Annotated in this window: 3 protein-coding genes; 2 read left to right on the top strand and 1 reads right to left on the bottom strand. The window is 67.3% G+C overall.

Annotated features, from left to right (window positions below):
- Nucleotides 1-1,331: 1,331 nt before the first annotated feature.
- Nucleotides 1,332-1,769 carry a hypothetical protein gene (locus ACFYOH_RS44480; protein WP_388637996.1) on the bottom strand — a complete coding sequence of 146 codons (438 nt, stop codon included), beginning with the start codon at nucleotides 1,767-1,769 and terminating at the stop codon, nucleotides 1,332-1,334.
- A gap of 282 nt (nucleotides 1,770-2,051) precedes the next feature.
- On the opposite strand from ACFYOH_RS44480, the gene ACFYOH_RS44475 reads away from it, so the two are divergent.
- Both ACFYOH_RS44475 and ACFYOH_RS44470 read left to right on the top strand, forming a co-directional pair.
- Nucleotides 2,052-2,327 (top strand): hypothetical protein, encoded by a 276-nt coding sequence (locus ACFYOH_RS44475; RefSeq protein WP_388637993.1) that lies wholly within the window; start codon nucleotides 2,052-2,054, stop codon nucleotides 2,325-2,327.
- Between the two features lie 691 nt (nucleotides 2,328-3,018).
- The gene (locus tag ACFYOH_RS44470; RefSeq protein WP_388637990.1) at nucleotides 3,019-3,360 is read left to right on the top strand and encodes a hypothetical protein; all 342 of its coding nucleotides are present in this window, start codon (nucleotides 3,019-3,021) and stop codon (nucleotides 3,358-3,360) included.
- Nucleotides 3,361-3,937: the final 577 nt, after the last annotated feature.

Below are 3,937 nucleotides of genomic sequence, written 5' to 3'. Positions count from 1 at the left end.
TCTACCGCGAACGCCCCGAAAGCGCCCCCGCGCTACCCAACAACCCGAACACGCCTACCGATTGATCGCCAACACCACGAAAGGGGACACCATCGGGAGTTGACTCTGCGACATGTGTTCTTGACGGAGCGCCACCGTCCATTTGTGACCCAGGGTGTGACCTGCATTCACGCAGCGTGCTGGAGCGACATCACGTTTGTCGCTCAATTGTTCGCCAGGGCCCGCCACCCCCAGCCACCCCGCGCTCACCACCAGGCCAGCCCCGAACCGACCCGCCCCGCGGAGTGGTTCGCGCCGCACGCCCGCGCAAGCCCCGCGTTCACCTCGAGCCCGCTCCGGCGCCGCCCGGGCGAAGCATCAGCCTGGCTGGATGGCTCACGGACCGCGCGGAGCGCCGCGCTCACCCGGAAGGCACGTTCAGGCGGCGCAGGCTGGGCCTTCGCCGTAACGTCGTAGTGCCTTGCGCTTGTGACCGGCCAGGGCCTGGGCGGCCCCCACTCACCGCACCCTGGGCAAGGGGGCCGCCCCCTTGCCTCGTGTCCACCGCCCCCGCTAATTCGGCCCCGATCTCGTCACCGGTGAGACCGGGGGCTGAGCCGATTCCGGGGCAACTCCCGACTTCAGGGCGACAGTTCGGCCTGATCGGTGGCTTGGATGGCAAGTTGACCCCGCACCATGCGTCGCTGTGGTGGTCGTGGGCCAGTACGGGCCAGCCGGCCTGGTCCGCACAGTGTGGACCAGATACACGCTGCTGTATTGGGTGCCTCGACGGGGCCCGGCGGCCGCGGCACCAAGGGTGGTCAGCGTATGCGAGGCGGGGTCATTCGCGCGTGGAGCAGGGCGGCGCGGGTGAGTTCGGCGCCGCGCTTGTGTTCCTCGTTGAACAGCGCCGTCAGGCCCTTCGGGGCCTTCCAGTGCTCGCGCAGGTTGACGGTGGCGCCGAGGTCCTCCAGGAGCGTGTCGACGACGGCCGCGGCCTCGCTGGCCCGGTCGCCGTACCCGTGGAGGGGGTGATGGAGGGGCCCATGGAGGGGATCTGCGGGACCTGGTCCACGTCGCCGGCAGAGGTCCAGTCGGCGGTGGAGTGCAGCTCTCGGTCAGGGACGGGCGTGTGGTCGGCGGACACGGTGTCCTCGGTTTTCTCCGGCCTGCGGCCGGGTCGGCGGTCATCCGGCACGCGCGCGGATCTGCGCGCGGGCCGGGGCCACCGTGAGGAAGCACCCCTTGTCCGCGGTCTGACGGTCACCGCCGACGGGTGTCCGTTTTCGCCTTGACTGGCCCTGTACTGAACGGGTTTGCGCGTGAGGGAAACCACATCGCCCGGCGTGAGGTCAGCGGACTGGGCGGGTGCTGGACGGCGAGGCTCCGGGCCGCCAGTCCGAGGGCTTGTGGCCGCGGAATGTCTCGCCGCTCTCGATCCTGGCCTTGTTCCTGGCGAACTCCCGCTCGGCTGCCGACATCTGCCGGGGCGTGCAGCCGGGGTGTCCCCAGCCGTCGGTCACCTTCATGATGACATCGCCCTTGCCGTAGTCCTTGAAGCAGGCCGGGCAGGTGCCCGGGTACGCGGCCCGCACCGACCCACGCGGCGCCGGCACCGCCTTCTTCGCCGGCGTCTTCTTCGCCGCGGCCTTCTTGGCCAACCCCTTCTTCTTCGCTGCCGCCTTCTTCTTGGCGGCAGCCTGGGCCTTCTTGAGCGCCTCGCGCTGAGCCTTGCCGAGCTGCTGCCCGCGTGCCGCCTTGGCGGCCTTCTGTGCCGGGGTCTGTCCCACGCGCGGATCGTAGAGCCGACGCCTGGTGACCGTCGCGCGCCACGCGCACCGTCCATCGGGGACGGCGGCGCGCGGGTGCGCACCGGTGTACGCGCGGCGCGATGAGTTGTGCAGGATGCACCGCACTCCCCACCGGATGGTGCGCACCGAGTGGACTCGACTGCGCACTCGGTGGCGTCCACTCCCCGGCCGGTGCGCACGATGTCGTGCACTCCCACCCGATGGTGCGCACCGTGACGCGGGAGTGCACGGCACCCTGCCTACGCACGGTGACGGTGCGCGGTGCGGCCAGACGGAGAGATCTCCCTCCCGGCGGCCTCGGAGCACTTCGACAAGTACCGCTTCGAAGGCGACCCTGTTCTCCTCGATGCCATCGCCCAGGCGATAGCCACGCTCCTGCCGAAGGGCACGGAGGTGCTGGCTGACCTCGAGATGGGTGGTATCCCGGTCGTCGCCGCGCTCGGCCGACCCACCGGCCTTCTCTGCGTCTTGGTTCGCAAGCAGGCCAAGTCGTATGGAACGCGCCGCCTGGCTGAAGGGCGGACATCGCAGAGCTGACCCGTCTCAGTGAACTTTGACCGATCTCACCGAAGTTTGACCGGTGTCTGCTCTTACGTTCGCGGCTGTTTGGGCTTGCGAGGGGCAGGCGGGAGGTCGTGTTCGGTTCCTGAGCAGACCAGCAAGCCCCCGCCGAGGGACCGCCGCCCCGAAGCGCGTCGAAGCCCACCAGAACAGCGGATCCCTCAGATCCGGATGCCGTTTCGCGTCAGGAAAGCCACCAGTTCGGGATCGTGCTCAGGCCGGACCCCTGCAGATCGCCGGTTTGCCCCGGGTCACACACCAGCCCGGAGCAGTGCCGCAACGCGTGCGGGAGCACATCACCGCGCACCACGCCTCGCCTGCACCCTCAGTTGTTGGCCGAAGGCTGCGCAGCGACGGGCTGCGCAGTCGACAGGCGGTCGGGACCCGGGCCGGTGGTGCCGTGCGGAGCCCGGGAGCCGGCTCAGCCGGGAGTGGCCTCGGGTTCTACGAACGGGGTCACGAAGCGCCAGCAATCCTTTTTCGAACAGGGCGAATTGAAGTCGCCTATCTGGGTGGCCCCTTCCGGGTCGGGGTGTGAGGGGCGTGCGGTTGGCAAGGTCAAGGCACTGGAAGCCCCTGGGGTTCTCTTACGTCCCGTCTGCGTGAGTGCAGGCAAGGGATGGGGAGCTCCGGGGGAGGGCGGTAATACGAGAGGAAGTCACCCGTCGTGAAGAAGCTGCTTGTCCCCGCCGCTGTGTTCATGGGCCTGATCCCGGCCGTTCTGCTGGGGGGTGCCTCCACTGCGTCCGCTACAGGCCACTACAGCTGCAGCAACGGCCTCGCCAACGTAGTCACCTGCAACGCCACGGACGTCGGCCCGGTGATCGTGAAGATCACGGGGAGCCGGACGCTGACCGACAACGAGCTCAGCGTGCTGGAGAACAACCTCAACAACGCCGCCGTCAACGTGACAGCTCTGAAGAACGTGACGGTCGACACCTACAAGTCCTTCAACCCCAGCGTCACGATCAAGAACATCAATGTCTGCATCGCCTCGGTCTGTAGCTAAACCCACGATCTACCCGAACACCTAGCACGGCCGAATGTCGGGGCCCTGGATATTGAATCCAGGGCCCCGGCATTCGGGCATGAATCCACCCGGCAGCAGGTACTACTCCGAGCAGGCGGCCGACAGATCGACAGATCAAGGTTGTTCGCTAGGGGATCCCCCACCGGACAGTTGCGATCTTGAAGGGTGACCGTCGGCGGCCTGCATGGTCGCTGGCCTGCCCCACTGAACCTTGATCGTGTGCCACCGGAGTCTGGTCGATGAAAGCCCTTGTCACAAACATGTTGTGTCACGCAGCCTCTTGGCCTGACACCCTCGGAGGGCCCACGCTCCGGCGTCGGGTCCGGCCTCACGAGCTTGACCAGGCGTGATCAAACTTCGATGAGACGAAACAGCCAGTGGTCAAAGTTCAGTGAGACCGGTCGAACTGCGTTGAGACAGGTCAAGAGCGCCGAGTGCTTATCGTAGAGGACGTAGTCACTAGTAGGACTCCGTTAGGTCTGTCTCGCGGTCCTGTTTGGGGGCATGTTGGGGGGTGTGGACGCACATGAAGTGAACCGAGCTCGGGCGAAGTTGG

Origin of the sequence: Streptomyces sp. NPDC007856, from assembly GCF_042868225.1 — a bacterium.
Classification (GTDB): Bacteria; Actinomycetota; Actinomycetes; order Streptomycetales; family Streptomycetaceae; genus Streptomyces.
This window is presented reverse-complemented; position numbering and strand designations above follow the sequence as displayed.